General features: G+C 47.4%; 35 protein-coding genes. 33 read left to right on the forward strand and 2 right to left on the reverse strand.

Annotated features, from left to right (window positions below):
* The first annotated feature begins 112 nt into the window (after positions 1 to 112).
* The 8 genes from rpsF (at position 113) to dnaB (ending at position 5377) form a co-directional block, all read left to right on the forward strand.
* A complete protein-coding gene (gene rpsF / locus ASC40_RS04475) occupies positions 113 to 487 on the forward strand; it encodes a 30S ribosomal protein S6 (RefSeq protein WP_055438593.1) in 375 nt (124 codons plus the stop codon).
* Between the two features lie 32 nt (positions 488 to 519).
* Complete coding sequence (gene priB, locus ASC40_RS04480; protein ID WP_245622207.1) at positions 520 to 822, forward strand: primosomal replication protein N; 303 nt, start codon at positions 520 to 522, stop codon at positions 820 to 822.
* A gap of 10 nt (positions 823 to 832) precedes the next feature.
* Positions 833 to 1060, forward strand: a complete 228-nt coding sequence (rpsR, locus tag ASC40_RS04485; protein ID WP_006956988.1) for a 30S ribosomal protein S18 — start codon at positions 833 to 835, stop codon at positions 1058 to 1060.
* A 42-nt stretch (positions 1061 to 1102) separates the two neighbouring features.
* The gene (gene rplI / locus ASC40_RS04490) at positions 1103 to 1555 is read left to right on the forward strand and encodes a 50S ribosomal protein L9 (protein WP_055438595.1); all 453 of its coding nucleotides are present in this window, start codon (positions 1103 to 1105) and stop codon (positions 1553 to 1555) included.
* A 166-nt stretch (positions 1556 to 1721) separates the two neighbouring features.
* The gene (locus ASC40_RS04495) at positions 1722 to 2294 is read left to right on the forward strand and encodes an RNA polymerase sigma factor (RefSeq protein ID WP_245622208.1); all 573 of its coding nucleotides are present in this window, start codon (positions 1722 to 1724) and stop codon (positions 2292 to 2294) included.
* Positions 2278 to 2835, forward strand: coding sequence for a hypothetical protein (locus ASC40_RS04500; protein ID WP_055438596.1), 558 nt, complete (start codon positions 2278 to 2280; stop codon positions 2833 to 2835). Before ASC40_RS04495 ends, ASC40_RS04500 begins: the two co-directional genes overlap by 17 nt.
* A 35-nt stretch (positions 2836 to 2870) precedes the next feature.
* A complete protein-coding gene (locus tag ASC40_RS04505; protein ID WP_055438597.1) occupies positions 2871 to 3827 on the forward strand; it encodes a DUF4097 family beta strand repeat-containing protein in 957 nt (318 codons plus the stop codon).
* A gap of 119 nt (positions 3828 to 3946) precedes the next feature.
* On the forward strand, positions 3947 to 5377 hold the full coding sequence (gene dnaB, locus ASC40_RS04510; RefSeq protein ID WP_055438598.1) for a replicative DNA helicase: 1431 nt from the start codon (positions 3947 to 3949) through the stop codon (positions 5375 to 5377).
* 36 nt (positions 5378 to 5413) lie between these two features.
* Here the strand turns inward: dnaB and zur are convergent, their stop codons facing one another.
* Positions 5414 to 5854 (reverse strand): zinc uptake transcriptional repressor Zur, encoded by a 441-nt coding sequence (gene zur, locus ASC40_RS04515; RefSeq protein WP_055438599.1) that lies wholly within the window; start codon positions 5852 to 5854, stop codon positions 5414 to 5416.
* A 90-nt stretch (positions 5855 to 5944) separates the two neighbouring features.
* Between zur and ASC40_RS04520 the strand changes: the two genes are divergently transcribed.
* The 24 genes from ASC40_RS04520 (at position 5945) to ASC40_RS04635 (ending at position 25618) form a co-directional block, all read left to right on the forward strand.
* Positions 5945 to 6802, forward strand: coding sequence for a hypothetical protein (locus tag ASC40_RS04520; protein ID WP_055438600.1), 858 nt, complete (start codon positions 5945 to 5947; stop codon positions 6800 to 6802).
* 95 nt (positions 6803 to 6897) lie between these two features.
* Complete coding sequence (dusA, locus tag ASC40_RS04525; protein WP_425415056.1) at positions 6898 to 7965, forward strand: tRNA dihydrouridine(20/20a) synthase DusA; 1068 nt, start codon at positions 6898 to 6900, stop codon at positions 7963 to 7965.
* A gap of 143 nt (positions 7966 to 8108) precedes the next feature.
* Positions 8109 to 8381, forward strand: coding sequence for a hypothetical protein (locus tag ASC40_RS04530; RefSeq protein ID WP_055438601.1), 273 nt, complete (start codon positions 8109 to 8111; stop codon positions 8379 to 8381).
* 185 nt (positions 8382 to 8566) lie between these two features.
* Complete coding sequence (locus tag ASC40_RS04535; protein ID WP_082432447.1) at positions 8567 to 9766, forward strand: dipeptidase; 1200 nt, start codon at positions 8567 to 8569, stop codon at positions 9764 to 9766.
* A gap of 345 nt (positions 9767 to 10111) precedes the next feature.
* Entirely contained in the window at positions 10112 to 10423 is a 312-nt protein-coding gene (rpsJ, locus tag ASC40_RS04540; protein WP_008488677.1) for a 30S ribosomal protein S10, read from the forward strand.
* 38 nt (positions 10424 to 10461) lie between these two features.
* Positions 10462 to 11106: a 50S ribosomal protein L3 gene (rplC, locus tag ASC40_RS04545; protein WP_055438602.1), complete on the forward strand. Its 645-nt coding sequence runs from the start codon at positions 10462 to 10464 to the stop codon at positions 11104 to 11106.
* An 18-nt stretch (positions 11107 to 11124) separates the two neighbouring features.
* Positions 11125 to 11730 (forward strand): 50S ribosomal protein L4, encoded by a 606-nt coding sequence (gene rplD / locus ASC40_RS04550; protein ID WP_055438603.1) that lies wholly within the window; start codon positions 11125 to 11127, stop codon positions 11728 to 11730.
* Positions 11727 to 12029 carry a 50S ribosomal protein L23 gene (gene rplW / locus ASC40_RS04555; protein ID WP_055438604.1) on the forward strand — a complete coding sequence of 101 codons (303 nt, stop codon included), beginning with the start codon at positions 11727 to 11729 and terminating at the stop codon, positions 12027 to 12029. Before rplD ends, rplW begins: the two co-directional genes overlap by 4 nt.
* A gap of 14 nt (positions 12030 to 12043) precedes the next feature.
* Positions 12044 to 12868, forward strand: coding sequence for a 50S ribosomal protein L2 (rplB, locus tag ASC40_RS04560; protein ID WP_055438605.1), 825 nt, complete (start codon positions 12044 to 12046; stop codon positions 12866 to 12868).
* Between the two features lie 16 nt (positions 12869 to 12884).
* Positions 12885 to 13163 (forward strand): 30S ribosomal protein S19, encoded by a 279-nt coding sequence (gene rpsS, locus ASC40_RS04565; protein WP_026860408.1) that lies wholly within the window; start codon positions 12885 to 12887, stop codon positions 13161 to 13163.
* A gap of 12 nt (positions 13164 to 13175) precedes the next feature.
* Positions 13176 to 13508 carry a 50S ribosomal protein L22 gene (gene rplV / locus ASC40_RS04570; protein ID WP_055438606.1) on the forward strand — a complete coding sequence of 111 codons (333 nt, stop codon included), beginning with the start codon at positions 13176 to 13178 and terminating at the stop codon, positions 13506 to 13508.
* A gap of 10 nt (positions 13509 to 13518) precedes the next feature.
* Positions 13519 to 14208 (forward strand): 30S ribosomal protein S3, encoded by a 690-nt coding sequence (gene rpsC, locus ASC40_RS04575; RefSeq protein WP_055438607.1) that lies wholly within the window; start codon positions 13519 to 13521, stop codon positions 14206 to 14208.
* An 11-nt stretch (positions 14209 to 14219) separates the two neighbouring features.
* Complete coding sequence (rplP, locus tag ASC40_RS04580) at positions 14220 to 14633, forward strand: 50S ribosomal protein L16 (RefSeq protein WP_055438608.1); 414 nt, start codon at positions 14220 to 14222, stop codon at positions 14631 to 14633.
* Entirely contained in the window at positions 14633 to 14824 is a 192-nt protein-coding gene (rpmC, locus tag ASC40_RS04585; RefSeq protein ID WP_055438609.1) for a 50S ribosomal protein L29, read from the forward strand. The genes rplP and rpmC overlap by 1 nt, the downstream gene beginning before the upstream one ends.
* Positions 14824 to 15087: a 30S ribosomal protein S17 gene (rpsQ, locus tag ASC40_RS04590; RefSeq protein WP_055438610.1), complete on the forward strand. Its 264-nt coding sequence runs from the start codon at positions 14824 to 14826 to the stop codon at positions 15085 to 15087. The genes rpmC and rpsQ overlap by 1 nt, the downstream gene beginning before the upstream one ends.
* 150 nt (positions 15088 to 15237) lie before the next feature.
* The gene (locus ASC40_RS04595; RefSeq protein ID WP_055438611.1) at positions 15238 to 17208 is read left to right on the forward strand and encodes a BCCT family transporter; all 1971 of its coding nucleotides are present in this window, start codon (positions 15238 to 15240) and stop codon (positions 17206 to 17208) included.
* Positions 17209 to 17220: 12 nt separating this feature from the next.
* The gene (locus tag ASC40_RS04600) at positions 17221 to 18585 is read left to right on the forward strand and encodes a hypothetical protein (protein ID WP_072243380.1); all 1365 of its coding nucleotides are present in this window, start codon (positions 17221 to 17223) and stop codon (positions 18583 to 18585) included.
* A gap of 53 nt (positions 18586 to 18638) precedes the next feature.
* Complete coding sequence (locus tag ASC40_RS04605) at positions 18639 to 20660, forward strand: NADPH-dependent 2,4-dienoyl-CoA reductase (RefSeq protein ID WP_055438612.1); 2022 nt, start codon at positions 18639 to 18641, stop codon at positions 20658 to 20660.
* Between the two features lies 1 nt (position 20661).
* Positions 20662 to 21486: a PHP domain-containing protein gene (locus ASC40_RS04610; RefSeq protein WP_055438613.1), complete on the forward strand. Its 825-nt coding sequence runs from the start codon at positions 20662 to 20664 to the stop codon at positions 21484 to 21486.
* Between the two features lie 42 nt (positions 21487 to 21528).
* A complete protein-coding gene (locus ASC40_RS04615; RefSeq protein WP_055438614.1) occupies positions 21529 to 22155 on the forward strand; it encodes an L-threonylcarbamoyladenylate synthase in 627 nt (208 codons plus the stop codon).
* A 6-nt stretch (positions 22156 to 22161) separates the two neighbouring features.
* Positions 22162 to 22992, forward strand: coding sequence for a segregation and condensation protein A (locus ASC40_RS04620; RefSeq protein WP_055438615.1), 831 nt, complete (start codon positions 22162 to 22164; stop codon positions 22990 to 22992).
* Positions 22973 to 23560: an SMC-Scp complex subunit ScpB gene (gene scpB / locus ASC40_RS04625; protein WP_055438616.1), complete on the forward strand. Its 588-nt coding sequence runs from the start codon at positions 22973 to 22975 to the stop codon at positions 23558 to 23560. The genes ASC40_RS04620 and scpB overlap by 20 nt, the downstream gene beginning before the upstream one ends.
* Positions 23553 to 24572 (forward strand): 23S rRNA pseudouridine(2605) synthase RluB, encoded by a 1020-nt coding sequence (gene rluB / locus ASC40_RS04630; RefSeq protein WP_072243381.1) that lies wholly within the window; start codon positions 23553 to 23555, stop codon positions 24570 to 24572. The genes scpB and rluB overlap by 8 nt, the downstream gene beginning before the upstream one ends.
* Complete coding sequence (locus ASC40_RS04635) at positions 24569 to 25618, forward strand: agmatine deiminase family protein (RefSeq protein ID WP_055438617.1); 1050 nt, start codon at positions 24569 to 24571, stop codon at positions 25616 to 25618. Before rluB ends, ASC40_RS04635 begins: the two co-directional genes overlap by 4 nt.
* Here the strand turns inward: ASC40_RS04635 and ASC40_RS04640 are convergent.
* A complete protein-coding gene (locus tag ASC40_RS04640; RefSeq protein WP_055438618.1) occupies positions 25597 to 26286 on the reverse strand; it encodes an SIMPL domain-containing protein in 690 nt (229 codons plus the stop codon). The genes ASC40_RS04635 and ASC40_RS04640 overlap by 22 nt on opposite strands.
* A gap of 46 nt (positions 26287 to 26332) precedes the next feature.
* On the opposite strand from ASC40_RS04640, the gene ASC40_RS04645 reads away from it, so the two are divergent.
* Complete coding sequence (locus ASC40_RS04645; RefSeq protein ID WP_055438619.1) at positions 26333 to 26839, forward strand: regulatory protein RecX; 507 nt, start codon at positions 26333 to 26335, stop codon at positions 26837 to 26839.
* The last annotated feature ends 6 nt before the right edge of the window (positions 26840 to 26845 follow it).

The raw sequence follows: 26845 nt of genomic DNA on the forward strand, positions 1-26845 counted from the left end.
TAAAATCCCGCCGCTTAAATCAGTCTGAAGTATTTAATTCATTTAAAAAGCGTTCCTTGCTGCCAAGGGTGTGACTGAGCCAGTTGGTAGCTATGAACCATAAGGAGCAGAAATGCGTCATTATGAAATCGTATTCATGGTCCATCCAGACCAGAGCGAGCAAGTACCTGGCATGATCGAGCGTTACAGCGAGACCATCAAAGCAGGTAACGGTACCATTCATCGTTTGGAAGACTGGGGCCGTCGTCAATTGGCTTACCCAATCAACAAGTTGCACAAAGCACACTACGTGTTGATGAACATCGAAGCGACTGCTGAAGTTGTAGACGAGCTAGAAACAGCTTTCCGTTACAACGACGCTGTTTTACGCAACATGATCATGCGCAAGAAAGAAGCTGAAACTGAAGCTTCTGTATTGAGCAAGAAAGATGAGCCGCGTAAAGCTGACAGCCGCAACGAAGAGCAAGACGACAACGAAGCGGCATAAGCCAACACGTTGTGTCTACTACTGTGGAGCCTGTGCAGAATTTATATCAAGTCAGCGGTGCGGTCATTAAGCCGCCACAATTGACGCACAGCCCGGCTGGCATTAGCCATTTACGCTTTGTTCTGGAGCATTTGTCGGAACAAATTGAAGCCGGACTACCACGCCGCAGCTATGTTCGCATAGTGGTTGTAATTAGCGGTGATAGCGCAACACAGTGGGCCAAAGAATTAAACGTTGGAACTGCAGTACATGTCAGTGGTTTTTTGAATCGAACAGAAGATAAAAACGGTATTGGCAAATTGGTACTACACGCCCAGCAACTTGTGAAGATTTGAGGAGACCATCATGGCTCGTTTTTTCCGTCGCCGTAAATTCTGCCGTTTTAAGGCTGAAGGCGTTAAAGAAATTGATTACAAAGATATCGCTACTCTGAAAAACTACATCACTGAGAGTGGCAAAATCGTTCCTAGCCGTATCACTGGCACTTCTGCGAAGTACCAGCGTCAATTGGCGCGTGCCATCAAACGTGCACGTTACTTATCGTTGCTGCCTTACACTGATTCACATCAGTAAGCCGGCATCGGAACGATCTCAGAAACTCAGAGGTAGCGGACAATGGAAATTATTCTATTAGACAAAATTGCCAACTTAGGTAGCTTGGGTGACCAAGTTTCAGTTAAGTCTGGCTATGCACGTAACTTTTTGTTCCCACAAGGTAAAGCAGTTCCTGCAACCGAAGCGAACATTAAAGTATTTGAAGAGCGTCGTGCTGAACTTGAAGCTAAATTGGCTGAAGAGTTAGCAGCTGCGCAAGCTCGTGCAGAAAAAATCAATGCACTTGACCCAGTAGTTATCGGCTCTAAAGCTGGTGACGAAGGTAAATTGTTTGGTTCAATTGGTACTCGCGACATCGCTGATGCAGTTACTGCAGCTGGCGTTGAAGTGGTTAAAGCCGAAGTATTGTTGCCAAACGGTACCTTGCGTGAAGTTGGCGAATACGACATTGAGTTGCACTTGCACTCAGACGTATTTGCAACGGTTAAATTGCAAGTTGTTGCTGCTGACTAATTTAGTCGCTGCAAGCAAATCAAAAAAGCTGTCCATTTGGGCAGCTTTTTTTTTGGTTTTTTTCACCCTCTGTAAACCTTGCACACAGAAGTTGCGACATACTAGGTAAGTAAAAGTTGATAGCCATACATTAAACGCTGTAATAACTGCCGAAATAGGAAACCCAGTGACAGCTCAAATTTTAACGACAAACTATTTTGATGACCCGGATGTAAAGCTTGCTCAGCGGGCTGGTGATGGTGATTTGACTGCGTTTCGCCAGTTATATGACAGCCATCATCGACGCGTATATGGCCTAGTTTTGCGCTTAGCCGGAGATTTTGACACTGCCAATGATGTTACCCAAGAGGTATTTATTCAGCTGTGGAAGCATTTAGCGACGTTTAAGGCGCAAAGTAAATTCACCACTTGGTTGCATACTGTAGCAACTCGCGTAGCGATTACTGAGTTGCGTAAGCAAACGAAACGATTGCAAAAAATACATTTAGCCGGTGACGAGCAGTCTGTTTTTGAGCAGCAGCTAAAACATGAAGATTCGGCGGATTTAGGACGTTTAGACCAATTAATACAGCGCTTGCCGCCACAAACCCGCTGGGTTTTTGTACTGCATTGCATAGAAGGCATGCGTCATGAAGATGTTGCGGAAGAGCTTGGAATTGCCGTAGGTACGAGTAAAGCACAAGTGCATCGAGCACGAACGTTATTAGAGGAGTGGCTGAGCCATGAAGACACCGAATAATTCAACAACAAAGAATGCCGCTGAGCAATTAGACGCTTTGTTGCGTGATGCGGTGCAACAAGGTGGCGAAATTCACCCGCCCAAAGACTTGTGGCGAGGTATTGAAGCGAGCATTAGTCGCGACCAACTGCGCGATAAATTGCCTAATTCAAAATCACCCTGGGCATGGTTTAGTGGTGTAGCGGCCGCAGCATTCGTTGGTTTCGGTGTATTGATGGGCACCTTAATGCATACGCCTGCTTCGAATCAAAATGATACTCTGCACTCGTCGGCAAACTTACTTGCGATGGTTAATACTCAGCACCAACAGCAGCGTGATATTTTGCTAGCTAATTATGAAGCAGCAGGGTTAACTCCCACGTTCAGTGAGCTTGAATTGGAGCTAAAACAATTGCGTGATGCAGCTATACAAGTCACGCAGCAATTACAAAGCGAACCTAACAATGCCGAGCTTTGGCAGTTTTTACAGTGGTTACATCAGCAAGAGCTTGATCTACTTAAAACCATGTATTTACAAACACCGAGTTACCAACAGATTTAGTTTTAATGATAATTTATTAAACAAGGAATAAGACCATGAATAAGACAATGATCACCGCCGTAGCCGCGCTTTTCATGTTAGCGCCGAATTTGGCAGATGCGAAAGCGCAAGAAATTAATCAGCAATTAGAGATCCCTGCTAATGCGCGTGTTGTCATCGACACCATGCGTGGTGAAGTTGATATATTGGGGGCGGATACTAATCTAGCCAAAGTAACAGGAAAGCTGGATGTAAATGCTGAAGGATTTATTTTTGAGCTTGCAGGCGACACCTTAACGATTAAAGTCAAAATGCCCAAACGCGGCAATTTCTCAGACAATGATGGTAATGATCTCGTGATCACCTTACCAAAGTCAGTTCGTGTTGACGCGCAAAGTGTGTCTGCCGATTTTGATGTGGAAAACTTCGCCGGTAACATGAATATTCGCACAGTTAGCGGTGATGTTGATGCCAAAGCGCTTAGCGGCGCCGTTGCCATTGAAACCGTTAGCGGTGATATTGAGGCTGACAAACTGGCCGGTGAGATTATGTTGAAAAGCGTTAGTGGCGATGTCTCCGATGATGGTAGTGACAGCCCGCGTGCAACCTACTCGACAGTAAGCGGCGATATCGAAGCTAAAACTAATGCGCTAGTGGTGCGTGCAGAAGCTGTATCTGGTGATGTGAAATTAGTGCTGGCTAGCGTCGACTCGCTGCATGTAAATAGCGTTAGCGGCGATGTAGAGTTACACACTGCGTTGAACAAGCAAGCTCGAGTGAATATTGAAACGGTCAGTGGCTCAATGCAGATGAAACTAGCTGGCGCATTGCACGCAGATATTAATGCAAACGCTAACGCGGGGGGAAAAATCATAAACCGTCTGAATGACGTGACGTCAACAAAGCCTAAATATGGCCCAGGTGAAAGTCTGTCATTGCAACTGGGCGAACGCAGCGGTTCAATGCGCCTAAGCACCGTTAGCGGGGATATAGAACTTTCCCAACAAAAATAGCTTGGCCTACAAGACAGTACTTTAGCGAATCAGTAAATTTATACTGATTCGCTTTCTTCATGCCGCATGATTTTGTATAGTTTCGCTTGGCTATTCGACATTAACTCACTGAGACATTCATGGCAGAGAAGCGCACGACCAAGCAAGCATGGCAAGGACAGCAAAAACCCAAAGATGCCAAACTTGATGCGATAAAAACACCTCCACATTCGATTGAAGCAGAGCAGTCGGTGTTAGGTGGCCTCATGCTAGATAATCAGGCATGGGATACTATTGCAGGTGAGTTAATTGCCGATGATTTTTATCATCGTGGGCACCGGCTAATTTTTCGGGCCATGCATCATTTGTCAGAGCGCACTCAACCAATAGACTTGGTAACTGTGTCTGAAGTTTTAGAGGCTTCTGGCGAGCTGCAAGACGTTGGCGGATTTGCCTATTTAGGCGAAATTGCAAAAAACACCCCTAGTGCCGCGAATATTCGTGCCTATGCACAAATAGTGCGCGAGCGAGCAATTCTTCGTGAAATGATTGCCGCGGCCAATGAAATTGCAGAGTCAGGCTTTGACACGCAGAACCGTACCTCAAGTGAGCTGTTAGATATTGCGGAAAGCAAAGTCTTTCAGATTGCCGAAAAGCGAACTAGCGCCAATGAAGGGCCGCAGCCAATTTCCCCGATTTTGCAAAAGACAATTGATCGAATCGACGAATTGAGCCGCAGTAAAAATCACAATGGCATTACCGGTGCGTCTACAGGTTTTTATGATCTTGACCAAATGACTGCTGGTTTACAGCCTTCCGACTTAATTATTGTGGCGGCGCGTCCGTCGATGGGTAAAACCACGTTCGCCATGAACTTATGTGAAAACGTGGCAATGCGCAAAGACAAGCCAGTACTGGTGTTTAGTCTTGAGATGCCGTCGGAGCAAATTATGATGCGTATGTTGGCGTCGCTAAGTCATGTTGATCAAACACGTATTCGTACTGGCCGCCTTGAAGAAGATGAATGGTCGCGTATAGCATCAACGATCAATATTCTAAAAGACAAGAACAATATCTTTATCGATGATTCATCGGGATTAACACCAACCGAAGTGCGCTCGCGCGCGCGCCGTGTTTATCGCGAGAGTGGTGGTCTGTCGATGATTATGGTCGATTATCTTCAGTTAATGACTGTGCCTGGCATGGCAGAAAATCGAACCCTCGAAATTGCGGAGATTTCACGCTCTCTAAAAGCGCTAGCGAAAGAACTTGAAGTGCCCGTGGTGGCCTTGTCACAGCTTAACCGGTCACTCGAACAACGTACCAATAAACGGCCGGTGAACTCTGACTTACGTGAATCGGGATCAATAGAGCAAGACGCCGACGTGATTATGTTTATTTACCGCGATGAAGTTTATCACCCAGAAACCGAAGAAAAAGGTGTTGCAGAAGTCATTATTGGTAAGCAGCGTAACGGCCCTATCGGTAGCGTTAAACTGAAATTCCAAGGGCATTACTCGAAGTTTGATAACTTGGCTAAAATTGATTTGCCGGACGGGCCAGATTATTAGGCCCGTTAATTTTACTAAAGCGAATAACTAAAACGATTAACGACAGTCTTTACATCGGCCATGGGCTTCTATCGTTTGCGTTGCCACACTAAACCCTTGGCCTTCAGCCTGCTTGCGCAGCGCATCGTAAACACCATCTGACTGAATTTCTTGTACCGAACCGCACTGTTCGCATATCAGCATCTGTACTGGATGCTGATGGTCGAAATGACTACACAATACGTAGCTATTTGATGACGTAATTTTGTGCACAAACCCTTGTTCTTGCAAAAAGTCTAACGCACGATAAATGGTCGGCGGTTTCGCATTTGGCACTGCACCTTTTAACTTATCAAGTAAGTCATACGCGCCAATCGCACCTTCTTGTTCAGCCAAGATCTCAAACACTTCGCGGCGCGCCGGTGTTAACCGCGCACCCCGTTGTTCGCATAATTTTTCGGCCTTGTTAACAAGACGCTGGGTTTCTAATGTGCTCATGGCCGAAGTTTATCACGCAGGTTTTGCGTAAGGAAGATGAATTGAACCGCATAGTTCGATATATTAACTGTTTTGCAACAGGGGGGTTTTATGAAAGCAAAGTTTATAGTGCCATGGATGATTATAGGAACTTGTTTGACTTTATTTACTGCACCTACGCGAGCTGAATTACCGGAATACTTCACTGATGCCAGCAGTAAAGAATACCGTGATCTGCTTTATCACCTTCGTGCATTACTTCCCCCTGATACTGTGCCAAAAGACAATCCGTTGGCGTACTCGTTCTTTATAATGCCATATGCGCCGCTTGATGTTAGGCCAACTAAATTCACCAACCCTGAATATCGTGCAAAGTTTGCAAACTTCAACTTTGGTGCAATTGGCGCAATGTACATTGATGCACCGCAATACGTTAAAAACCTAGCAGCAGTGGTGTTGTGCCAAAATGACGCTTGTCACCGTGAAAAAGCAGAAAATGTGGCAGCTTTTATTCAAGTAGCGGAAGCGGAGTTGAAACGACTTGCTAACAGTGAACAATTAACGCTTGTACAACAGTCAAACGACAAGCTTTTTCGTATCAATAATGCCTTTTTTGCTGGGCCTAGTGTAACCGTCTATGAACCATCAGCAATAGCTGGCTTTGTGCCTTCGGCTCGTATGACTCAATTTGAACGAATTGAGCAGGCGCCTTCGGAAATTGCGCAGTTGCCTGCACTTTCTATGCCGTTGCGAAAGCTCATGGGCGCACATAATATTGCTGCTATTGAGCGGCATAATGATGGCAAGTTAAATATCATCGTTGCAGGGTTTGCCGATAACCAATATGGCGCCGTTTGGAAAAACTCGGGCATTACATTGCCGAGTACGGGTGATACAAATAGTGCTGGGTTTGAGTATCAAAAACTTTTGCCGATAAGCGCTAAAGCTTTTTATTATCAAACTAACTAGCCGTTACCAAACAAGCTAGCAACCGAGGTTAGTCAGGGCTCTTAATTCAGGCTATAATACGCGCCCGAAAATACTTTGATGGGTCGTAGCTCGTTGTGACAATACCAAATAAACCTGAACACAATGTCGATGAGTCGCTTACGTTTGATCGTAAGCTGTCAATCGCGCCAATGCTGGATTGGACCGATCGTCATTGTCGTTATTTTCATCGTTTGCTGACGCAGCATACTGTTCTTTATACCGAAATGGTGACAACCGGTGCAATTATTCACGGCAAAATGGACTTTCTGCAATTTGACCCAGCGGAACAGCCCGTGGTTTTGCAACTTGGTGGTAGTGACCCCGCAGCGATGGCCGAATGCACAGTTCGGGCGGCTGAACGAGGTTATCACGAAGTAAATATCAACGTGGGTTGCCCTTCGGACCGCGTTCAAAACGGCAGTTTTGGTGCTTGTTTAATGGCTGAGCCACATACGGTGGCAGCCTGCGTTAAAGCCATGAAAGAAGCAGCACCTAACACCGTTGTTTCGGTAAAAACGCGCTTAGGGATTGATGAGCACGACAGCGATGAATATTTACAGCGGTTTCTAGAACCAGTAATGGATGCTGGCTGCGAGCATTTTACCCTGCATGCGCGCAATGCTTGGCTGCAAGGCTTGAGCCCGAAACAGAACCGCGATATTCCACCGCTACGCTATGACCGTGTGTATCGCATGAAGCAGCGTTACCCCAATTTACACATCACTATTAACGGCGGAATAAAAACCATTGCCGAAATTCATCAACATCTGGAGCATGTCGATGGCGTAATGATTGGTCGTGAGGCTTATCAGAACCCCATACTGTTAACAGCGTTTGATGCCATTTACGGTGCCGCAAAGCAGGTCGATGTGGCTCATGTTTTGGAACAGATGATTTTGTACATGGAGCGGCACGTGGCACAGGGCGGGCGACCATGGCATGTGGCACGCCATATGATTGGGCTATTTCAAGGCGGTCCTGGTGCCAAGAAATGGCGTCAATTACTTAGTCAAAATGGCCCAACGGCGACCGATGCGCGTGAACTGATTGAGTCCGCTTATGCAGAAGTGACGACTGCGCGTGCGCGGTTTGACCAACATTTAGCCGAACTAGCTATGCGGCAGGAAACCTCAAATAGTTGAGGTAAGATTGTTTTTAATGTAAATATTCTATATAAATCAATAGCATAAGATTAACGGTGTTTTTCCATTTGAAATTGGCACAAGCTTTGCATTACTCCTGTTGACTAAATTGGCATGTTGCCAAATTCAATAGGAGAATCCCAATGAAAACCACTATCGCTACTGTTGTATTTGTTTCAAGTTTACTGAGTTGTCCTGTAATTGCTCAAGAGTCAGCACCAAAAGATGTTCTTGAGTCATCGTTATCGCGCAGTATTCATCACGATGTGAGTGCCGTACAGCAAGAAGTAAAGAACGATAATACACTTGATTTGATGCAGTATGTTTCTGAATTTAAATTTGCGCTTAATCCATCTTCGATTATGGCAACAATCAAAGAAACAGCCGCCGACATACTCAGTTACCCTGAGGAATAAGCCATGTGGTTACAACCTGCTTTGTTGGTCGCTATGATGGCTGCACCGGTATTGGGAACAGTGGTTGCCGGTGCGGTCGTTATCGCGACTAACGCGATGAGTGTCGACAAATCCGAGTGATTGGCCTGTGAACATGTGGTACGCTGACTTCCATCTATACCAACAACAATAGAGGAAGTATAAGCGTGAATAAGCCGCTCATTTTGGGTTTGGTTGGCGCCTTGAGTCTAACCACTGCTGCCGTTGCGCAGGAATACACAGCTTCTGAGAGAGCGCACCGCATTGCGCAAGATAATTTAATTATCGATACCCATATCGACGTTCCGTATCGCTTAAACAAAGACTGGGAAGACGTTACTCGCGCCACCAAACGTGGTGACTTTGACTATCCGCGTGCCAAGCAAGGCGGGTTGAACGTACCCTTCATGTCAGTTTACATTCCTGCTCAGCTAGAACAAACGCCGGGAGCAAGTTATCAATTAGCTCATCAGCTCATTGATAGTATGGAAGCTTTAGCCTGGCGTGCACCGCAAAAATTTGCCATGGCATACAGCGTTGACCAAGTGATGCAGCAGCAAGAACGTGGCGTTATTTCTATCGCGCTGGGTATGGAAAACGGCTCGCCAATTGAAGGCGACATTAACAATCTATATGAATTCTATAATCGTGGTATTCGTTATATTACGCTAGCACACAGCCAGTCGAACCATATTTCAGATTCATCTTACGACGTGCGCCGTCAGTGGAATGGTTTAAGCCCATTCGGCAAAGAATTAGTCAAAGAAATGAATAATGTAGGCGTCATGATCGATATCTCACATGTATCTGACGAAGCATTCTGGCAAGCGGTCGAGATTTCAAAGGTACCGGTTATTGCCTCGCACTCTTCGCTACGTCGCTACACCCCAGGCTTTGAGCGCAACATGAGCGATGAAATGATTAAAGGCTTAGCTAAAAATGGCGGTGTGATTATGATTAACTTCGGCAGCTCGTTTGTGACTCAGCAGGCAAACCGTTACGGTGATATTGTTCGCAAGCAAATTGCGGCAATTAACGAGCAATACGGTGAAGGCTCAGAAGAAGCTGAAAAACGCATAGCTGAAGTGCGAGCTAAAAATCCGTTCCCATTCGCAACCCTCGAAGAAGTGCTGAACCATATTGATCATGTGAAGAATTTAGTCGGTATCGAATACATTGGTATTGGTTCTGATTATGATGGTGTGGGTGACTCACTGCCAGTTGGCTTAAAAGATGTCTCAACCTATCCGAACTTGGTTCAAGGTCTTCTTGACCGCGGCTACAGCGAAGAAGAAATTGAGAAGATTCTGTATAAGAACTTTGTTCGTGTATGGCGCGAAGTAGAAACCTACGCCGCGAAACATTAAAATCAAGAGCGCTATTAGCTATTAGATATTGGATATTAGATTGCAATATCAAACCGCGGTTAATAGCGCACTTTTCTAACTTTCAATTATCTATTCCAACCCCGCTAATATCTAATATCCAACAGCTAATATCTTCCTTGCTTTTCACCATCAAAAGTGTATAATTCGCGGCCACAGTTGATGAACTCCTTGGAGCTCTCGCGGCTGTAATTGGTTGCCACAGCAGTCCCGATAGGGGATTGAATGGATTTTTCGTTGAAAATGCCACGCCCGGTATGCTGCCAGGGTGTCGGTTTTTTTCTGTGCTCTTTTTTAAATGCTCTTTAATTGAGGCTTTGATTTTTTATGGCTAATCAAAGAATTCGGATTCGCTTGAAAGCGTTCGATCATCGTCTGATTGACCAGTCGACTGCAGAAATCGTTGAGACTGCAAAACGCACTGGTGCTCAGGTACGTGGTCCAATCCCACTACCTACACGCAAAGAACGTTTCACTGTGTTGATTTCTCCGCACGTGAACAAAGATGCGCGTGACCAGTACGAGATCCGTACCCACAAGCGTTTGATCGACATCATGGACCCAACTGACAAGACTGTAGACGCATTGATGCGTTTAGACCTTGCGGCGGGTGTTGATGTACAGATCAGCCTGGGCTAAGCGGGCAGTAATAGGATTACACACGAGAGGTTTTAACAATGGCTATTGGTCTAGTCGGTCGTAAAGTAGGAATGACTCGCGTCTTCCAAGAAGACGGCGCTTCTGTACCTGTTACTGTGATCGAAGTGACAGCAAACCGTGTGACTCAGGTAAAAACTGAGGAAACTGACGGTTACCGCGCGCTTCAAGTGACTGCAGGTACTAAAAAAGCAAACCGCGTTACTAAACCACTTGCTGGTCACTTCGCGAAAGCGGGTGTTGAAGCAGGTCGCGGTCTCTGGGAATTCCGCCTAGAGAACGGTGAAGGTGAAGACTACGCAGTGGGTTCAGAAATCACTGTAGAAATTTTCGCAGACACCAAAAAAGTAGACGTTACCGGTACCTCAAAAGGTAAAGGTTTCCAAGGTGCTGTTAAGCGCTGGAATTTCCGTACTCAGGACGCTACCCATGGTAACTCGTTGTCGCATCGTGCGCCGGGTTCTATCGGTCAGAACCAGTCTCCTGGTCGGGTATTCAAAGGCAAAAAGATGGCAGGTCAGATGGGTAACAAGCAAATTACCGTGCAAACGCTTGACGTAGTACGTGTAGACGCAGAGCGTGGCTTGTTGTTGATCCGTGGCGCTGTCCCTGGTGCTATTGGCGGCGATGTAATCGTTAAGCCAGCAGTCAAGGCTAAGGCGTAACGTCTGAGGAGAATGGTGATGGAATTAACATTAAAAGACGCAAAAGGCGCTCTTGAAGTTTCCGAAGCTACCTTTGGACGTGAGTTCAACGAAGCTCTGATTCATCAGGTAGTCGTTGCTTATGCTGCAGGCGCTCGTCAGGGCACTAAAGCACAAAAGACGCGTTCTGAAGTATCTGGCGGTGGCAAAAAGCCATGGCGTCAGAAGGGTACTGGCCGCGCTCGCGCAGGTACTATCCGTAGCCCAATTTGGCGCTCTGGTGGTACTACGTTTGCAGCGAAACCACGCAGCCACGACCAAAAAGTAAACAAGAAAATGTACCGCGGTGCAATGAAAAGCATTTTGTCTGAACTTGTTCGTCAAGATCGCTTAATCGTGGTAGAGAAGTTTGGTGTTGAAGCACCAAAAACTAAAGCTTTAGCTGCACAACTTAAGTCTATGGATTTGAACGACGTTCTTATCGTGACTAAAGAAGTGGACGAGAACTTGTTCTTAGCGGCGCGCAACTTGCACAAAGTTGACGTACGTGACGTTCAAGGCCTTGACCCAGTTAGCTTGATTGCTTTTGAAAAAGTTTTGATGACTGCTGACGCAGTGAAGCAAATCGAGGAGGTATTATCATGATGCGCGAAGAACGTTTGCTGACTGTAATTCTGGCTCCTCACGTTTCTGAAAAGTCTACTACGACTGCAGAAACTGCTAACACTGTCGTGTTCAAAGTAGCGAAAGACGCAACTAAACCACAAATCAAAGCAGCAGTAGAAAAGCTGTTTGAAGTTGAGGTTGAAGGCGTTCGCACTGTGAACGTAAAAGGCAAAACCAAACGTACCGGCGCTCGCTTCGGTAAGCGTAGTGACTGGAAAAAAGCGTATGTCACACTGAAAGAAGGTGCGGACATCGACTTCGTCGGCGGCGCTGAGTAACAGGAGGAATTCACATGGCATTAGTTAAGTGTAAGCCTACGTCTCCAGGTCGTCGCCACGTTGTTAAAGTGGTTAACGAAGACCTGTACAAAGGTAAGCCTTACGCCCCATTGTTGGATAAAAACAACAAAAAAGGTGGTCGTAACAATAATGGTCGTATTACTGTTCGTCACATCGGCGGTGGTCACAAGCATCACTATCGCATGGTCGACTTTAAACGCGACAAAGACGGTATCCCAGCGAAAGTTGAGCGTTTGGAATATGATCCAAACCGTTCAGCGAACATCGCTTTGGTTCTGTATGCAGACGGCGAGCGTCGCTACATTCTTGCCCCTAAAGGCATGAAAGCTGGCGATCAAGTTCAGTCTGGTTCAGATGCACCGATTAAGAGCGGTAACGCATTACCTCTGCGTAATATTCCAGTAGGTTCTGTTATTCACGCTATCGAAATGAAGCCTGGCAAAGGTGCTCAGTTGGCTCGTTCAGCTGGTGCGTCTGTGCAGCTTCTAGCTCGTGACGGCGCGTACGTAACTGTACGTCTTCGTTCTGGCGAGATGCGTCGCATCCAGTCGGATTGCCGTGCAACCATCGGTGAAGTTGGTAACGCAGAACACATGCTGCGTCAATTGGGTAAAGCTGGTGCAACGCGCTGGCGTGGTGTTCGTCCTACCGTTCGTGGTGTGGCGATGAACCCAGTTGATCACCCACACGGTGGTGGTGAAGGTCGTACTTCTGGTGGCCGTCATCCGGTTACTCCATGGGGTACTCCGACTAAGGGTTATAAGACCCGTAAGAACAAGCGTACTGATAAATTCATCGTACGTCGTCGCAACAAATAAGAGTTGAGGATTAGACATGCCACGTTCTCTTAAAAAAGGTCCATTTATCGACCTTCACCTACTGAACAAGGTGGAGAAAGCGTTGGAAGCCGGGGACAAGAAGCCAATTAAAACTTGGTCCCGTCGTTCAATGATTATCCCTGATATGATCGGCCTAACTATCGCTGTTCATAACGGTCGCCAGCACGTGCCAGTATTCGTTTCTGACGAAATGATTGGTCACAAGCTTGGTGAATTCGCACCAACCCGCACTTATCGTGGCCACGCCGCTGATAAGAAAGCGAAGAAACGCTAAGGGAGACATGAGATGGAAGCTATTGCTATTCACAAGTTTGCCAAGCTTTCTGCGCAAAAAGGGCGTTTGGTAGCGGATCAGATTCGCGGTTTACCAGTTGCGAAAGCACTGGATATTCTGAACTACAGCCCTAAAGACGCAGCTGTGCTGCTGAAAAAGGTGTTGGAGTCAGCTATCGCGAATGCTGAACACAACGAAGGTGCCGACATCGACGAGCTAAAAGTTGCAAAAGTAATGGTTGACGAAGGTCCTACCATGAAACGCATCAAGCCTCGTGCGAAAGGTCGTGCTGATCGTATCTTTAAGCGTACCAGCCACATTACTGTGGTTGTATCAGATAGCTAGGAGATAAATTATGGGTCAGAAAGTTCATCCTAATGGTATTCGCCTAGGTATCACCAGACCATGGAATTCAACCTGGTTCGCGAATACAAAAGATTTTGCTGATAACCTGCACAGCGACCATTTGGTACGTAAGATGCTGAACAAGCAACTGGCAAGTGCGTCAGTTTCTCGCATCGTCATCGAGCGTCCAGCGAAGAGCATCCGCGTTACTATCCACACTGCACGTCCAGGTGTTGTGATTGGTAAGAAAGGCGAAGACGTTGAGAAATTGCGTCAAGCAGTTTCTAAACTGACTGGTGTTCCTGCGCAAATCAACATCTCAGAAGTGCGTAAGCCTGAGCTTGACGCGCAACTAGTTGCTGAAAACATCGCTGGCCAGTTAGAGCGCCGTGTTATGTTCCGTCGTGCTATGAAGCGTGCGGTACAGAACGCAATGCGTCTTGGCGCCAAAGGTATCAAAGTAGAAGTAAGCGGCCGTTTAGGCGGCGCGGAAATCGCACGTACCGAATGGTACCGCGAAGGTCGTGTTCCATTGCACACATTGCGTGCGGACATCGATTATTCAACCGCTGAAGCTAGCACTACTTACGGTATCATTGGTATCAAAGTATGGATCTTCAAAGGCGAAGTTCTAGGCGGTATGCCAGTTGCTGAAGAAAAACCAGCAGCTCCAGCAAAACGCCCTAAAGGCCGTAAGTAAGGAGATACGAAATGTTACAACCAAAGCGTACGAAATTCCGTAAGGTACACAAGGGCCGTAACCGCGGCTTGGCGCAATCAGGTAACAAAGTTAGCTTCGGTACTTTCGGTTTGAAATCGGTTGAGCGCGGTCGTATGACTGCTCGCCAAATCGAAGCAGCTCGTCGTGCCATGACGCGTCACGTGAAACGTCAAGGTAAGATCTGGATCCGCGTATTCCCTGATAAGCCAATTACTCAGAAGCCTCTAGAAGTGCGTATGGGTAAAGGTAAAGGTAGCGTGGAATACTGGGTAGCACAGATTCAGCCAGGTCGTGTCCTGTATGAAATGGACGGTGTTTCGGAAGAACTAGCGCGTGAAGCGTTTGAACTTGCGGCACGTAAGCTACCATTCAAAACCACCTTTGTGACTCGGACGGTGATGTAATGAAAGCGAACGAACTGAAAGAAAAAACCGTTGAGCAGCTGAACGAAGAGTTGTTAGGTTTGCGTCGTGAGCAGTTTAACCTGCGCATGCAAGCAGCCACTGGTCAGCTGAATCAAACTCACATGTTGAAGCAAGTGCGTCGTGATATCGCACGTGTTAAAACTATCTTGAATCAGAAGGCAGGTGCGTAATGGCTGAAGAAAAACGCGTCCGTACTGTGCAAGGTCGTGTTACCAGCGACAAGATGGACAAGTCTATCACTGTTGCAGTAACCCGCCGTGTAAAACACCCGGTATATGGTAAGTACATTACCCGTACCACTAAATTACACGCACACGACGAAAACAACGAGTGCAAAACTGGCGATACCGTGATTATTCGCGAAACCCGTCCAGTTTCTAAGACCAAGTCTTGGGCATTAGTTGAGATTGTGGAGCGCGCAGTAGTTATTTAAGGTTTCTAATCGCTTTGCGATTGTGATACCACATAGCGTGATGATAAAACGGCTTCCGAAGGGAGGCCGTTTTTTTTGCAGTTGATAAGGAAAAGCTTCTGGCTTTAACTATACTAAGTGAAACTTTTGTAAGTTAGCCAAGGAGATACAATGACTGCGAATAGAACACCAGCCAAACTTAATCCACCAGTTTTTTATAGTGCAGCCGGTTTAATCGTAATTATTCTTACTTTCGCTGCGTTAGCTCCCTCTACAGCTGACACTTGGTTTCAAACTATTCAGTCAGCCATTATTACCAATGCTAGTTGGTTCTATGTATTAGCTGTTGCGATCATTTTAATTAGTGTTTTATACCTTGGCTTCTCGCGGATGGGCAGCATCAAATTGGGTCCTGATCACTCGGAGCCCGACTATTCTCGATTAAGCTGGTTTTCCATGCTTTTTTCCGCTGGCATGGGTATTGGTTTAATGTTTTTTGGTGTGGCAGAACCGGTTATGCATTTTTTAGCCCCGCCAGTTGCTGAAGCGGGTTCTGTAGAAGCAGCTCGGGAAGCCATGAAGATTACCTTTTTCCACTGGGGGCTTCATGCTTGGGCAATTTACGCCATTGTCGCGCTTATTTTAGCGTTTTTTGCTTATCGTCACGGCTTGCCCTTAACGTTGCGGTCGGCCCTGTACCCAATGATTGGCGACCGAATATATGGGCCTATCGGCCATGTCGTGGATGTGTTTGCCGTGATCGGTACGGTATTCGGTGTTGCTACGTCACTAGGGTATGGGGTGACGCAAATCAACGCAGGTATTAACTATCTGTTTGATATTCCGGTGTCAGATACAGTGCAAGTTGTTCTTATTGTTGGGGTAACGTTACTTGCGGTTATTTCGGTAACAACTGGCTTAGATAAAGGCATACGTCGTTTGTCTGAACTAAATATGATACTGGCTGTGTTGCTGTTGGTCTTTGTATTGCTATTGGGACCCACAGTATTTCTGTTGCAAGCCTTTGTACAAAATACCGGTGCTTATGTTTCCGAGATTGTGGGTAACACATTCAACTTGTTTGCCTATGAAAAAACGGACTGGATTGGCGGTTGGACCGTATTTTATTGGGGCTGGTGGTTAAGTTGGGCGCCGTTTGTTGGTTTGTTTATTGCGCGTGTATCACGGGGCCGGACCATTCGCGAATTTGTATTAGGCGTTTTGCTGGTACCAGCCGGTTTCACGTTAATGTGGATGACGTTTTTCGGCAACTCCGCTATCGAGTTAATTCTTAACCAAGGCGTAACTTCGTTGGGTGAAATGGTACAGAATGACGTACCTATTGCTTTGTTTGCATTCTTGGAGCAATTCCCTTGGAGTAGCTTCTTAAGCGTGGTCGCTACTTTAATGGTGGTCGTGTTTTTTGTAACCTCATCAGACTCTGGTTCTATGGTGGTCGACATGCTTTGCTCGAATGGCCGCGACGATACTCCGATTTGGCAGCGTATTTTCTGGGCGAGCGGAGAGGGCTTGGTGGCAATTATTCTATTGCTAGCGGGTGGACTTGGCGCTCTGCAAACCATGACCATTGCAAGTGCTCTGCCGTTTACCATTATTCTGATGATTGCAACTTATGGTTTGATCCGAGCGCTGCGCGTTGACGTTCATAAGAAAGACACTTTACAGAATAACTATTTAACGGCGTCATCTTCTAGTAATAAGAACTGGCGTGAACGCCTACATAATATTATTGATTTTCCGAGTAAGTCGGTGGGTCAACGTTTCTTGTTGCAAGTAGTACAGCCAGCGTTTGATGATGTTGCCGAAGAAATGCGACGCAGCGGGTTAACGGTTAATTTGGAAGTCGACGATAAAGACAAAAAGACCTTCCGTGTTATTCATGGTGACGAAATAGACTTTATATACCAAGTGCACTTGGGGTCACACATTCAGCCTGCGTTTATTCATGCAGATGCTGAGACGACAGACGCGCCAGAGGAGCAAAAATACTACCGCGCCGAAGTGCACCTGCGTGAAGGCGGACAAGACTACGATATTCTCGGTTGGTCACGTGACGCGGTTATTGGCGACATTATCGACCATTACCACAAGCATATGCATTTTCTGCACGTATTGCGTTAAGGAGAACTGAATATGGTGAAGTTAACTCTGGTAGCAGCCGCGGTGGCAGCAAGCTTAACAGTGTTGCCTGCCTACGGCCAAGATGAGACAACTACTGAGCAAGAGCTGAAGATGTTGTTGGAACAGGTGGAAGCACTGAAGCAACGTATTGTTGATCTTGAAAAGAAAATTGCCGATAAGCCGGCCGCACAAACGCAAGTGTCCGCCCAAGCCTCTGAACCGAGCGAGGATATTGCTCCTCGCCGACAGGTGAAAGGGCAAGCCTTAGCTGCTCGCGTTGAACGCTTAGAAGAAGATGTGCAGGAAGCCAAAAACGACCCCATTCGCATTGGCGGAGCAGTGCGTACACAGTACGTTTGGGAAGATTATAACGACCCACTAAAAGATCGCGGCGGTGATTTTGACTTTGATTTAGTTCGTATTGATTACAGTGGTCAAATTGGCGATGTGATTTTATCGGCGCAGTATCGCTGGTTCCAATATATGGATGTGGTTCAGCATGCTTGGGTAGGGTACAACTTCACTGAGAACTGGCAAGGTCAGCTCGGGGTAACTAAGGTACCCTTTGGTAACACGCCTTATAACTCGAATAGTTACTTTTTTAGCTCAAATTTTTACGTTGGGCTTGAGGACGACCACGATCTTGGCGCAAAAATGCGGTACCGAGACGAAAATTGGGACTTTGATGTCGCGTTCTTTAAATCTGACGAGCTCGGTGGCGCCGACAGCTTAGCTAGCAGCAAAGCTGATCGATATGCTTACGATGCTGTGGGCGTGCGTTTAACCGGGGAAGGTTTATACGACACTCCGGTTGCATTAGCCGCAGAAACCAACAGTTGGGCATTGCGTGGCGCGCGCAAATGGACAATCAATGATTACAGCTCAGCGGAGCTAGGCGCAAGTTTGCAGTGGGGCGACATGAATGACGGAGTTGATACCGTTGGAGACCGCACTGCATGGGCCGTACATGGTTTGTATAACTATGACCAATGGACCTTTATGGGGCAGGTGACTGAATATGACTACAATCTAGACCTTGCCAACCAAGGCCTAGTGGTAGGAGCTTATGCGTATTACGATACAATACCAACCAAAGCCCGTTTGTACTCGGCCAACATTGCCTACAGCATGCCGGTTAAAATTGGGCCAATTACTAATTTAACCTTCTACAATGACTTCAGCTTGATGACCGATAAGCGTTTGTATGACGAAGAGACATTGATGAATGTTTTGGGTGTGGCTGTGTCGGCAGGTGGCTTGTACACCTATTTTGATTGGGTTACGGCGCGTAACCAACCATTTGTTGGCGGCTCTATGAGCGGCGAAGCGAAAGACACCAACACGCGGTTTAACATCAATATTGGCTATTATTTTTAAGCAAAAATGAGTACAGTGACCTTATTCAAACAGTTGTTTAAGTTGAGGTCACTGTGTCGACAAATTATCAGCATTTATTTCAGCCGCTCGATTTAGGTTTTACACAACTAAAAAACCGCGTACTTATGGGCTCCATGCATACCGGTTTGGAAGAAGAAAAGAACGGCTTTGATAAACTGGCCGCCTTTTACGCGCAGCGCGCAAAAGGCGGCGTTGGTTTAATTGTTACCGGCGGCATTAGCCCGAATTTTCGTGGCCGGGTCAGTCCATTTGGCAGCGAGCTAAGTAAACCTTGGCACGTGAGTAAGCACCGTAAAGTAACCGATGCTGTGCACCGTGAAGGCGGCAAAATATGTATGCAAATTTTGCATACGGGCCGCTATGCTTACCATCCGTTTTCGGTTGCACCGAGCAAAATAAAAGCACCGATAAATCCGTTCGCACCTTCGGCAATGAGCGAACGCCAAATTTTAACCACCATCAAACACTTCGCGCGCGCCGCTAAACTCGCGCAAAAAGCCGGTTATGACGGGGTTGAAGTGATGGGTTCGGAAGGCTATCTAATTAACCAATTTATTTGCCCCCGTACTAATCATCGCACCGACAGGTGGGGTGGTTCGTTTGAAAACCGAAGCCGCTTTGCTATTGAAATTATCAAAGCCATTCGTGAAGCGGTTGGCGAAAAATTTATTATTGTGTACCGCTTGTCAATGCTCGACCTAGTGCCTGATGGCAATACCTTTGATGAAGTGATTGAACTTGGAAAAGCGTTAGAGAAAGCGGGCGTAACCATTATTAACAGTGGTATCGGTTGGCATGAAGCGCGCGTACCAACTATCGTTACTTCGGTACCGCGAGGAGCATTTAGCTGGATTACTGCGCGAGTTCGGCAAGAGCTCTCGATTCCGGTGGTGGCAGTAAACCGCATTAATACACCAGAAGTGGCCGAAAAAATATTGGCCGACGGCGAAGCCGACATGGTGTCTATGGCGCGTCCATTACTTGCCGATCCTTACTTTGTAGAGAAAGCAGCAGCTAACCAAGCGGATCGAATAAATACCTGCATTGCGTGTAACCAAGCGTGCTTAGATCATGTGTTTGAAAACAAGCGAGCCAGTTGCTTGGTCAACCCCCAAGCATGTTACGAAAGTGAGCTGGTATTTACTGCAACGACACAATCGAAAAAAGTCGCGGTTATTGGAGCCGGCCCTGCTGGCCTGGAGTTTGCGTGTCGGGCTGCCGAGCGGGGCCATAACGTGCACCTGTTTGATGGCGCTAGCGATATTGGTGGCCAGTTTAATTACGCCAAACAAATTCCAGGCAAAGAAGAGTTTCACGAAACTATTCGTTACTTTAAAAACCGCCTAGCAGATACCGGCGTTCAGGTGCATTTAAACAGTCGCCAAACTGCAGCAAGCTTAGCCGCAGAGAAATTTGACGAGGTGGTGTTGGCGACGGGTGTGGTGCCACGTCAACTAGATTTGCCGGGAATTGATTCGGACAAAGTCTTGGGCTATTTAGACGTATTACGTGACCATAAACCGGTCGGGCGCAAGGTAGCGTTAATTGGCGCCGGTGGTATTGGCTTTGACTTGGCCGAATACTTAACGACCGATAAGTCGCCAACGTTAGAGATTCAAGAATGGTCTGAGATTTGGGGGGTGGATAAACAATATCAAACGCGCGGTGGCCTGAAGCCGCCGGCGAAAGATGAAGCTACCCGTGAAATTTGGCTGTTGCAGCGAAAAACCTCAAAAGTAGGTGCAGGGCTTGGTAAAACCTCAGGTTGGGTACACCGTGCGACCCTGAAGAAAAAGGGTGTGGAAATGCTCGCCGGAGTTACCTACAAGCGTGTAACTGACGAAGGCCTGTGGATTGAAATAGATGGCCAAGAGAAATTGCTTGAAGTTGATAACATAGTGATTTGTGCCGGCCAAGTGCCACAGCGCGAGTTGCAGGCCGAGCTTATCGAACTTGGCATGTCAGTACACTTAATTGGTGGTGCAGATGTTGCCGCCGAACTGGATGCGAAGCGGGCAATACGTCAAGGCGCAGAGCTTGCCGCACGAATATAATATGACTGCGAGTTACGATTTACATTGTCATAGTCATTTTTCAGATGGCGTGCTTAGCCCGCAAGAATTGGTGCAGCGGGCGGTTGAAAATGGCGTTACCCATTTAGCGCTTACTGATCATGACTCAGTTGCGGGGCTTGAGCATGCGCAAGCGGCCATCGCCGCTGAAAACTTGCCGTTAACACTCATCAACGGAACGGAAATAACCTGTAGTTGGGAGCAGTTTGAAATTCATGTTGTCGGCCTCAACTTTGATTACCAAGCAGTGGCTATTCAAAATCTGTTGAAGTCACAGCAACAACAGCGCCGCGCGCGTTATCAGGCCATGGTTGAAAAGCTGCATAAAGCCGGCATAACAGTTCAGCCACCACTGGCGCAGGAAATGACCATGCCAACCCGCAAACATTTGGCCGATGCATTAGTTAGTGAGGGCTGGGTGCGCGACATTGAAACAGCGTTTCGGCGTTATTTAGGCAAAGGTCAGCAAGCCTATGTTGCCACCCAATGGGCTAATTTTGCTGAAGTTGCGGCTGCGGTGAAGGCCGCTGGTGGGGTTACTGTCATCGCTCATCCTCACGCTTACCAACTTAGCAACAAATGGTTACGACGGTTACTAAGTGAAGCTAAAATAGATGGCATTGATGGCGTTGAGGTAGCTATTGGCGCACAGGCGCCGGGTGATCGTGCGGCGCTTGCGACTTTTGCTCAAGAACTTGGCCTTTATGCCTCTGTGGGTTCTGATTTTCACTTGCCAGGGCGGTGGCGCGAGTTGGGCAAAAACCTTTGTTTACCTGAGCGCTGTGTGCCAATATGGTCGCAGTGGTGAGTTGAACCAGCAAAATAACTTTTAAGCCAATATGAAGAGTTTATGAGCCAATATTTTAGTGTGCATTCGGAAACCCCTCAAAAACGCCTTATTCAACAGGCGGCCGATATTATTTTGCAGGGCGGCGTGGTGGTTTATCCGACAGACTCGGGCTATGCCATTGGTTGTCGCATAGGTGAAAAAAATGCGATGGAGCGCATTTGCCGAATTCGTAACATTGATAAAGACCATAATTTCACGCTGATGTGCCGCGATTTATCGGAGTTATCGACGTACGCGCGGGTAGACAATCAAGCTTTTCGGCTGTTAAAAAATAACACCCCAGGTGCGTATACCTTTATTTTAAAAGGAACCAAAGAAGTTCCGAAACGCTTGTTGAACCCCAAGCGTAAAACTATCGGTATTCGTGTTTCAGACGACCCAATAGTCATGGCGCTACTCGAAGCCTTAGGTGAACCGTTGATGTCGACCAGTTTAATTCTGGACGATAACGACTTTGCCGAGTCAGACCCGCATGAAATTCGCGAGCGATTAGAGCGGCAAGTTGACTTGATTATTGATGGTGATCATCGTGGCGAAGAACAAACCACGGTGATTGATCTTGCCGATGACGAAGTGCGTGTTGCACGCCCAGGTGCGGGTGATATTTCGCCTTTTGTGGACTATTAAATAGCGATGAGTACGGCTGAGTCAGCTCCGCAGCAGCAATCCTTACCGCTAGGCTTTGTGCGTGGCGAGCCGGTTATTGATAAACCTGAAGATCTCTACATTCCGCCTGATGCCCTTGAGTTAATTCTCGAGAGTTTTTCGGGGCCGATGGACTTGTTGTTGTATCTTATTCGCCGCCAAAAAATGGAAATTGTTGACCTACCCATATTGCCGATAACCAAGCAATACATGGAATACGTCGACATGATGAAAGACTTAAAGCTAGAACTTGCCGCCGATTACTTAGTAATGGCAGCCATGTTAGCGGAAATAAAAAGCCGCATGTTGTTGCCACGCCCACCCGCCGAAGATGACGAAGAAGAAGACCCGCGCGCTGAGTTAGTACGTCGCTTGCAAGAGTACGAGGCTATTCGTCAAGGCGCTCAACACCTTGACGAACTGCCACAAACAGGGCGAGATAATTTTATTGGCCATGCGCAAACCGACGCTTTGCAGTGGGTTGAACAGCAATTGCCAGAAGTTGCCTTGGCAGACTTAGCTCTTGCCTTTAGCCAAGCATTAGCCCAGGCCAAGCTACAAAACCATCACCAAGTGCAACGCGAAAAGCTTTCTACCCGTGAACGAATGAGCCGTATTTTGGACTTATTACAACATCAGCAGCGTCTGCGATTTGCCGATTTATTTGACCCCAATGAAGGTCGGCCAGGTGTGGTGGTGAGTTTTCTAGCCATACTCGAGTTAGTGAAAGAAGCGTTAGTTGAAGTAGTTCAAGTTGATGCTTTTAGCGAAATTCATGTGATGCAACGTGAGCCTATTTATGCAGAATCAACAACTTAAACAAGCCGTCGAGGCACTACTTTTCGTTGCCGAACAACCGTTGAGCGAGGCGCAGCTGCTTGAGCACTTTACTAACGAAAGTATAAGCCGCAAGCAACTCAAGGACATCTTAACGGAGCTGCAAAAAGACTATCAAGAGCGCGGTGTGCAACTGACACGTGTAGCATCAGGGTATCGTTTTCAGACGCGCGCTGAATTGGGTGGTATAATAAGCCGATTGTGGCAAGAGAAGCCGCCGCGATATTCGCAGGCCATGCTTGAAACCCTCGCACTGATTGCCTATAGACAGCCAATTACCCGTGGCGATATTGAAGATATTCGCGGTGTAAGTGTAAGCTCGCAGATTATGAAAACGCTGCAAGAGCGAGGCTGGGTAAAGGTGGTTGGGCATCGTGAAGTACCCGGTCGGCCGCAGTTATATGCCACAACAGCTGAGTTTTTAGATTATTTTAGTTTAAGCGATTTATCCGAGTTACCTGCTATTCCAGAACCTGCTGAAAAGGCGTCGAATACAGGGCAAACCATAACCGCTGAGACAGCGACAAATGAGAGCCATGCCCATGAGTGAAAAGTTACAAAAAGTATTAGCCCGATCAGGTCACGGTTCGCGCCGTGAATTGGAAGCCATGATTGCCGCTGGCCGTGTCAGCGTCAATGGCCAAGTAGCCACATTAGGTGAGCGCATAGAATCGAACGCGACGGTTCGTATTGATGGCCGCGAAGTGAGTATCAAGCAGCCAGAAGACGTGGTGTGTCGCGTACTGATGTATCACAAGCCTGAGGGCGAACTCTGTACTCGTAAAGACCCAGAAGGGCGCCCGACCGTTTATGACCGCTTACCTCGTGTGCAGGGCACCCGTTGGGTTGCTGTGGGGCGTCTAGATGTGAACACCTCAGGGCTACTGTTGTTTACCACAGACGGTGAATTAGCGAATCGTTTGATGCACCCAGGCCACGAAATTGAGCGTGAATATTCGGTGCGCGTGTTTGGTGAAGTAACCGATGCCATGATGCGTAAACTCAAGCAGGGCGTGCAATTAGAAGACGGCCCAGCAAACTTCAAGGAAATAAAACGCGGTGGCGGTGAAGGCATGAACCAATGGTTTCGTGTGGTGCTTACCGAAGGCCGTAATCGCGAAGTTCGTCGCTTATGGGAATCTCAAGGCGTGCAAGTAAGCCGCTTGATTCGTGTGCGATATGGCAACATCAAATTAGAGCAAGGCTTGCCACAAAGCGGTTGGGGCGAATTGTCGTTAAAGGACATTAACTACCTGCGCGCTTTAGTTGAGTTACCAGAAGAAACACGTACCTTTATTGACCCGCGCCAAGGCGAATCTCGTCAGAAACGCTACTCGCGTGCGCGCCGAGCTCATGCACAAAAATTGCAACAGCGTGGTCAAGCTCCTACACATCGCCAAGAGTCCGCTACCGAAGCCAAGCCTACAGCAGGTAGCAAAGGTAAAGAGCGCAGAGGTAGTGGCCGAAATGTTCGAAATATCGATGCTGAGATTGAAAACAAGCCTCGCAAGCCGAAGCCTAAACAACGTATTGCGACTGGGAAAAAACGCACACGGCAATGAGTCTGTTAGCTGATTGGCAATTATCCGGCCCGCTACTAGCTTTATGGCCATTTCGCGATGATGTATGGCGCGATAATGGCCGTCCTGCTCAGCAGCAATTAGTGGCGCTAGCAGCTCGGTTGCAAGACAACACGAGCGATCAACAGCTGCTATTTGGCGTTCACCCCAATATTTCATGCGAACCTGTCAGCCAGCAACCCTTGCTGCAAATACGTTACAACGATGCCTGGCCGCGCGACATTGGGCCACTATGGGTGCGTGAAAATAACCGCGTGGTTGGCCATGGTTTTAAGTTTTCTGCATGGCATGGCTTGTACCCTGACACGCAGGACGATCAAGCTTTTGCTGCGCAACTTTGTCAGCAGTTGGGCGTTGCCTTTAGAGCACACCCGAATTTAGTGCTTGAAGGGGGCGCGATAAGCACCGATGGTGCTGGTGTGGCGGTTGTTCACGGCGTTAGTGTTATGCGCAATAATCCGCAATGGACACGCAGTGACATTGAAACATATTTAATTCAGCACTTGAAATTAAGCCATGTGTATTGGCTAGACTTTGCGCACCCTGCCGACGAAACAGGCGGGCATACTGACAATCAGGTACAATTTTTAGCTGAAGATATCGTCGCCTGTGCTATGCCCAGTTCCAGTAGTGCGCTATTTGAACACTACCAACGCCAACTTAATGCCATAAAGTCATGGCGCAATGCCAACGGCCAGCCTTACAACATTGTTGTGTTGCCTCAGCCTGAAGCTTTAACGCCCATTGCGTCGGAGTACCAGAGTGTGCGCGCAGTGCCAGGAGTATTTCCGCGTGGCCAGCGAGCATTGCTGGCAAGTTATGTGAATTTAGTGCGTGGAGCTAACTATGTGTTATTGCCACAATTTGAGCTTGCCGAAGACGCTGAAGCTTTAGCAACGCTGCGCGCAGCATTGCCGTCAGTCACGGTTATTCCAGTGCTCGCGAATGAGTTTATTAAAGCCGGTGGCGCCATACACTGTATGACGCTGAGCTTACCGGCTACAGATTATTGCGGCGCGATAGCATAAGTTAAAGCCACTTGCGCGCGAATGGCTTGAGTACCAGGTAAACTAACTTGGTCGGCCTGCCGAAAACGTGCCGACTCTAATGCGAATGCTTTAGGCGCCTGACTAATTTCTTGTATTTGTGCCACAGCGACAATTTTTACCCCTGCAGCGGCCGCCAACAGCTCAGCTTTGGTGCGCGCATTTTTTACGGCTTGTTGCAGAACGTCATTGTAGAGCAGGTCGGGCTCGCTGACTAAAAACTGAACTTGGCTAATTTCGGTTACGCCAGAGGCGAGAGCATGATCAAGAATAATGTCGTAAATAGCCAACTCTGTTAGCTGAATTTGAATAGTGCGCGACACGTTAAAACCACGCTGAATTCGCTTTCCTTCTTGGTAATCATAAATCGGCGCTGCGCTAAGACGGTATGAGGTTATTGCCTGCTCCGGAATGTCTTGTTCGCGCAAGAACATAATCACTTCAGAGGTTTGTTGATCAACGCGAGCTTTCAGGGCGACCAGATCATCACCAGACTGACTTACGTTGAGTGTTAATTGAGCTTGGTCTGGTTGGTGAAATGTTTCGGCTTCAGCTTGCACAGTGATTGTATTGGGTGTGTTGGTGGCCGGTTGGCAAGCTGCTAACATGGTGAACGACATGACAGCAATCAATGTAAAGCGATAAAACATAACGATTCCTTTTAATGATCGATAATTACAGGCAAGTATAGACGCTATGAAACCGTCCATTGACCAGACCGACGAGCAAAGTGACGATCGCAGTAATGACGCCCAACAAGCCGAAGAAGTGTTAGTTCGGCTTATGGCGCGCCGCGAGCACTCTGCCCAAGAGCTCAGACAAAAGCTTAAGCAACGAGGGTTCGACCACAATGTTGTCGAGTTAGTTCTAGAAAAAGCACAGCAGCAAGGTTGGCAATCGGACCAACGCTTTGCCCAAGTATGGGTGCGAACCTGTATTGCTCGTGGTGACGGGGCTCGTAAAATTAATGCACAAGCGCAACAAAAAGGCTTGTCGAGTGAACTCATTCAGCAAGCGCTTGCTGCTGAGCAGCCGAATTGGAGCGATGCTTGTTTTGAACGCTTACTGCGCAAATTTGGTGAACAGCCGCCACAGGATCAAAAACAACGCGATAAAATCATGCGCCATTTGTTGCAGCGCGGGTTTTCGTTCGACGAAATAAAACGCGCACTTGAACGCCAACGACAAGGTGATGCAGACTAGTCGCAG

The sequence above is a fragment of the Pseudidiomarina woesei genome (genome assembly GCF_001418345.1).
GTDB lineage: Bacteria > Pseudomonadota > Gammaproteobacteria > Enterobacterales > Alteromonadaceae > Pseudidiomarina > Pseudidiomarina woesei.

Bases quoted from the DNA above. Each gene is read 5' to 3' on its own strand.
- ASC40_RS04645 (WP_055438619.1), top strand. From the start codon at position 26,333: ATGAAACCGTCCATTGACCAGACCGACGAGCAAAGTGACGATCGCAGT.
- ASC40_RS04500 (WP_055438596.1), top strand. From the start codon at position 2,278: ATGAAGACACCGAATAATTCAACAACAAAGAATGCCGCTGAGCAATTA.
- rpsQ (WP_055438610.1), top strand. From the start codon at position 14,824: ATGGCTGAAGAAAAACGCGTCCGTACTGTGCAAGGTCGTGTTACCAGC.
- rpsS (WP_026860408.1), top strand. From the start codon at position 12,885: ATGCCACGTTCTCTTAAAAAAGGTCCATTTATCGACCTTCACCTACTG.
- rplI (WP_055438595.1), top strand. From the start codon at position 1,103: ATGGAAATTATTCTATTAGACAAAATTGCCAACTTAGGTAGCTTGGGT.
- rpmC (WP_055438609.1), top strand. From the start codon at position 14,633: ATGAAAGCGAACGAACTGAAAGAAAAAACCGTTGAGCAGCTGAACGAA.
- rplB (WP_055438605.1), top strand. From the start codon at position 12,044: ATGGCATTAGTTAAGTGTAAGCCTACGTCTCCAGGTCGTCGCCACGTT.
- ASC40_RS04610 (WP_055438613.1), top strand. From the start codon at position 20,662: ATGACTGCGAGTTACGATTTACATTGTCATAGTCATTTTTCAGATGGC.
- rpsF (WP_055438593.1), top strand. From the start codon at position 113: ATGCGTCATTATGAAATCGTATTCATGGTCCATCCAGACCAGAGCGAG.
- scpB (WP_055438616.1), top strand. From the start codon at position 22,973: ATGCAGAATCAACAACTTAAACAAGCCGTCGAGGCACTACTTTTCGTT.
- ASC40_RS04505 (WP_055438597.1), top strand. From the start codon at position 2,871: ATGAATAAGACAATGATCACCGCCGTAGCCGCGCTTTTCATGTTAGCG.
- rpsJ (WP_008488677.1), top strand. From the start codon at position 10,112: ATGGCTAATCAAAGAATTCGGATTCGCTTGAAAGCGTTCGATCATCGT.
- rplW (WP_055438604.1), top strand. From the start codon at position 11,727: ATGATGCGCGAAGAACGTTTGCTGACTGTAATTCTGGCTCCTCACGTT.
- rplD (WP_055438603.1), top strand. From the start codon at position 11,125: ATGGAATTAACATTAAAAGACGCAAAAGGCGCTCTTGAAGTTTCCGAA.
- rplP (WP_055438608.1), top strand. From the start codon at position 14,220: ATGTTACAACCAAAGCGTACGAAATTCCGTAAGGTACACAAGGGCCGT.
- ASC40_RS04620 (WP_055438615.1), top strand. From the start codon at position 22,162: ATGAGTACGGCTGAGTCAGCTCCGCAGCAGCAATCCTTACCGCTAGGC.
- rplC (WP_055438602.1), top strand. From the start codon at position 10,462: ATGGCTATTGGTCTAGTCGGTCGTAAAGTAGGAATGACTCGCGTCTTC.
- ASC40_RS04640 (WP_055438618.1), bottom strand. From the start codon at position 26,286: ATGTTTTATCGCTTTACATTGATTGCTGTCATGTCGTTCACCATGTTA.
- ASC40_RS04600 (WP_072243380.1), top strand. From the start codon at position 17,221: ATGGTGAAGTTAACTCTGGTAGCAGCCGCGGTGGCAGCAAGCTTAACA.
- ASC40_RS04635 (WP_055438617.1), top strand. From the start codon at position 24,569: ATGAGTCTGTTAGCTGATTGGCAATTATCCGGCCCGCTACTAGCTTTA.
- ASC40_RS04615 (WP_055438614.1), top strand. From the start codon at position 21,529: ATGAGCCAATATTTTAGTGTGCATTCGGAAACCCCTCAAAAACGCCTT.
- rpsC (WP_055438607.1), top strand. From the start codon at position 13,519: ATGGGTCAGAAAGTTCATCCTAATGGTATTCGCCTAGGTATCACCAGA.
- zur (WP_055438599.1), bottom strand. From the start codon at position 5,854: ATGAGCACATTAGAAACCCAGCGTCTTGTTAACAAGGCCGAAAAATTA.
- rluB (WP_072243381.1), top strand. From the start codon at position 23,553: ATGAGTGAAAAGTTACAAAAAGTATTAGCCCGATCAGGTCACGGTTCG.
- ASC40_RS04520 (WP_055438600.1), top strand. From the start codon at position 5,945: ATGAAAGCAAAGTTTATAGTGCCATGGATGATTATAGGAACTTGTTTG.
- rplV (WP_055438606.1), top strand. From the start codon at position 13,176: ATGGAAGCTATTGCTATTCACAAGTTTGCCAAGCTTTCTGCGCAAAAA.
- rpsR (WP_006956988.1), top strand. From the start codon at position 833: ATGGCTCGTTTTTTCCGTCGCCGTAAATTCTGCCGTTTTAAGGCTGAA.
- ASC40_RS04530 (WP_055438601.1), top strand. From the start codon at position 8,109: ATGAAAACCACTATCGCTACTGTTGTATTTGTTTCAAGTTTACTGAGT.
- ASC40_RS04595 (WP_055438611.1), top strand. From the start codon at position 15,238: ATGACTGCGAATAGAACACCAGCCAAACTTAATCCACCAGTTTTTTAT.
- dnaB (WP_055438598.1), top strand. From the start codon at position 3,947: ATGGCAGAGAAGCGCACGACCAAGCAAGCATGGCAAGGACAGCAAAAA.